4 protein-coding genes are annotated in these 3,617 nt (G+C 68.4%); all 4 read left to right on the top strand.

The window, feature by feature from the left end:
• Window positions 1-118 precede the first annotated feature (118 nt).
• Window positions 119-1,504: a nucleotide 5'-monophosphate nucleosidase PpnN gene (gene ppnN, locus K0M70_RS12105; RefSeq protein WP_290782285.1), complete on the top strand. Its 1,386-nt coding sequence runs from the start codon at window positions 119-121 to the stop codon at window positions 1,502-1,504.
• Window positions 1,505-1,669: 165 nt separating this feature from the next.
• A complete protein-coding gene (locus K0M70_RS12100) occupies window positions 1,670-2,209 on the top strand; it encodes a GspH/FimT family pseudopilin (RefSeq protein WP_290782282.1) in 540 nt (179 codons plus the stop codon).
• Window positions 2,210-2,223: 14 nt separating this feature from the next.
• Window positions 2,224-2,724, top strand: coding sequence for a type IV pilus modification protein PilV (gene pilV, locus K0M70_RS12095; protein WP_290782281.1), 501 nt, complete (start codon window positions 2,224-2,226; stop codon window positions 2,722-2,724).
• Window positions 2,721-3,614: a prepilin-type N-terminal cleavage/methylation domain-containing protein gene (locus K0M70_RS12090; protein WP_290782278.1), complete on the top strand. Its 894-nt coding sequence runs from the start codon at window positions 2,721-2,723 to the stop codon at window positions 3,612-3,614. Before pilV ends, K0M70_RS12090 begins: the two co-directional genes overlap by 4 nt.
• Window positions 3,615-3,617 lie beyond the last annotated feature (3 nt).

Raw genomic sequence — 3,617 nt, 5'->3', positions numbered from 1 at the left:
GTAACCGCCGGCCTTTTTTTATGTCCGGCGTTTGGCACAACCCCGGGCCTCGCTCCGCTGTCAGGCGACAGTGGTAAAGTCGAAGGTCCCCGCAAATGAGCGAGCCGCGAACCTACCGATGGACAACACCCAGAACAATCCCGCCACCGTCAACACCCGCATTTCCCCGCGCGGCGGCCTGGACATCCTTTCCCGTGACGAGGTTGCGCGCTTGCGCGACGCGTCCACCGGCGGCCAGCGCGACATGCTGCGGCGCTGCGCGCTGGCGGTGCTGACCACCGGCAGCGAATCCGACGACCCGCGCGCCGCCGCCCAGCGCTACCCCGATTTCGACATCGAGGTGCAGCAGCAGGACCGCGGCATCAAGATCGAGCTTCGCAACGCCCCGGCCACGGCCTTCGTGGACGGCGAGATCATCCGCGGCATCGCCGAGAACCTGTTCGCGGTGGTGCGCGACATCGCCTACAACGCCAACGAGATCCACGGCAGCGACCGCTTCGACCTGGGCACCAGCGCCGGCCTCACGGCCGCCGTGTTCGAGATCCTGCGCAACGCGCGCGTGATGAAGTCGTTCCAGGACCCGAACCTGGTGGTTTGCTGGGGCGGCCATTCGATCAACCGCGACGAATACCTGTACACCAAGAAGGTGGGCTACGAACTGGGCCTGCGCGGCCTGGACATCTGCACCGGCTGCGGCCCGGGCGCCATGAAGGGCCCGATGAAGGGCGCCACCATTGCCCACGCCAAGCAGCGCCACGGCCGCCCGCGCTACATCGGCATCACCGAGCCGGGCATCATCGCCGCCGAGTCGCCCAACCCGATCGTCAACAACCTGGTGATCATGCCGGACATCGAGAAGCGGCTGGAGGCGTTCGTGCGACTGGGCCACGGCATCATCGTGTTCCCGGGCGGCGTCGGCACGGCCGAAGAAATCCTGTACCTGCTGGGCCTGCTTCTGCACCCGGAGAATGCCGAACTGCCGTTCCCGCTGATCCTCACCGGGCCGAGCGAATCGGCGGCGTACTTCGAGCAGATCGACCAGTTCCTTCGCCTGACGCTGGGCGAGGCGGCCACGTCACGCTACCGCATCATCGTGGACAACCCGGCCGAGGTGGCCCAGGCCATGCGCCAGGGCATTCGCCGCGTGCGCGAGCACCGCCTCAAGGAACAGGACGCGTTCTTCTTCAACTGGTCGCTGCACCTGCCGGTGGAGTTCCAGCTGCCGTTCGTGCCTACGCATGCCGCCATGGCCGGGCTCAACCTGCACCGCGAACAGCCGCCGCACCTGCTGGCCGCCGACCTGCGCCGGGCGTTCTCGGGCATCGTTGCCGGCAACGTCAAGGAGGAGGGCGTGCGCGAAATCGAGCGGCACGGCCCGTTCACCATCGACGGCGACGCCGACATGATGAAGGCGCTCGATGGTCTGCTGCGCGCCTTCGTGGCCCAGCGCCGCATGAAGATCGCCGACGACTACAAGCCCTGCTACCGCATCGTTGGGAGCTGACCCCGGCGGGAGGGCAGGGGGTTCCGGGGCGGCGCTGGCCCGAGCCTGCCCCGGGGGAGGGGGGTGCGCTTATCCGTCGTCCGGCGCCGGCTGTCGGGCCGGGCGGGACAGGCCGGGGGCGCCTTGCTACCTTGCAAGCGTCGAAATCGCTCCCAAGAGGTTGCCATGGCGTTCCAACGCCCAAGCCTGCGCCGTTTCACCGGGTTCACCCTGATCGAGCTCATGGTCACCCTGGCGGTGGCCGCCGTGCTCACGGCCGTGGCCCTGCCGAGCTTCAACGGCCTGCTGCGTGGCAACCGGGTGTCGTCAGCCAGCAACAACCTCCTGACCGCCGTCAACCTGGCCCGATCCGAGGCCATCAAGAGCAACCGGGGCAGCGGCGTCTGCGCTTCCACCGACGGCGCGACCTGTTCCGTCAATGCCGCCGACTGGACCTCGGGCTGGATCGTCTGGGCCGACCTGGACAACAGCGGCGCCCTGAACCTGGTGCCGGTGGACGAAAGAATCCGCATCGAAGGCGCGCAGCGCCAGGTCACCGTCACCGGCACGGCGGCCGCCACGAACTTCAACGCCCGCGGCCGTCCAACGGCGGCCTTCGACCTCGCCGTGCGGTCCGTGATCTGTCCCGCCGGCACGCCTTATGTCCGCAACGTAAACCTCTTGGCCAGCGGCATGGTCCGCATTGCCCGGGCGAACTGCCCGTGACGGAGACTCTCGCGATGAGCAAGCACCCCCGCCGCTTCGGCGCCAGGCCCCAGGGCGGTTTCAGCCTGATCGAGGTACTGGTGGCCGTGCTGATCCTGGGCGTTGGTCTGCTGGGCCTGGCCCTGCTGCAGTCCATTTCGCTGCGCAACGGCAACAGCGCCGCGCACCGCACCCAGGCCACCAACCTGGCGTACGAAATGATCGACATGATCCGGGCCAACCGCCCCGAAGCGGGCAACTACAACCTGATCCGCTTCAACGATTTCACGGCCATCGACCCTGACGCCTGCCCGGCGCCGGCCGGCGCCCGCTGGCAGCAGGACCGGGCGATCTGGCGCTGCGCGGTAGTGCGCGCGCTCCCGGGCGGCGAAGGCAGCGTCGAGATCACCCCGCCCACTGCGACCGTCGCCGGCCAGGTGCGGGTGCGGGTGCGCTGGCTGGACAACCGGGGGGAAGCCACCGCGGCGGCGCAGTTCACTGCCGACAATGCCTTTGAAGTGGTGAGCCAGCTATGAGCCTGAACAAATACAACCGCCGACGCGGCTTCTCCCTGGTCGAGCTGATGGTCGCGATGATCATCAGCGCGCTGCTGCTGCTGGGGCTGGTGCAGATATTTGGTGCGTCCAGCGCCGCCTACCGCTCCAACATGGGCGTGGCGCGCACGCAGGAAGGCAGCCGGTTCGCCATGGACTTCCTGGCCCGTGACCTGCGCATGGCGGGCTACATGGGCTGCGTCAACGACATGTCGCGCTTCATGGGCGCCCAGCCGTCGTTCTTCAGCCACTTCCTGACGACCGCCCAGCGCAACACCCTCAATTACAACGCCGCCGAATTCGGCCTGCGCTTCAACGTCGCCATCCAGGGCTACGAAGCCACCGGCACCAACATCGGTTCGGTGGTGGACCTGGCCGCGCTGGCTGGCCCCTGGGCGGGCACCCCCGCCTTCCCGGCCGTGCTGGCCCCGGCGCCGCGCGCCGGCAGCGACATCCTGGTGCTGCGGTTCTTCGGCAGCGACGGCGCGCTCGTCACCGGCTTCAACCCGACGCCGGGCGCGGGCGCCCCGACCGTAAGCATCGAACCCGCTCGGGCGGGCCTGGTCACTGCCGGCGGGCTTTATGCCCTGGGCGACTGCAACATCGCGTCGGTGTTCCAGGCCACCACCGCGGCGAACCCGACCACGGGCACCTTCAACGTGGCCACCAGCGGCCTCAACCAGAGCGGGTTCCAGGGCCAGGAGGCACTTTTCGGCCTGGCGTCGATGAACCTCTACCGGGCCGAGTCCCTCATTTACTACGTGGCTGAAGGCCCTGGCGGCGTGCCGTCGCTTTACCGGGCCACGGCGACGGGAGCGGGCTGGAATTCGGAAGAAATCGTCGAAGGCGTGGAGATGCTGCAGCTGGCCTAAACG

This window comes from Arenimonas sp. (assembly GCF_019459675.1).
Classification (GTDB): domain Bacteria; phylum Pseudomonadota; class Gammaproteobacteria; order Xanthomonadales; family Xanthomonadaceae; genus Arenimonas.
This window is presented reverse-complemented; position numbering and strand designations above follow the sequence as displayed.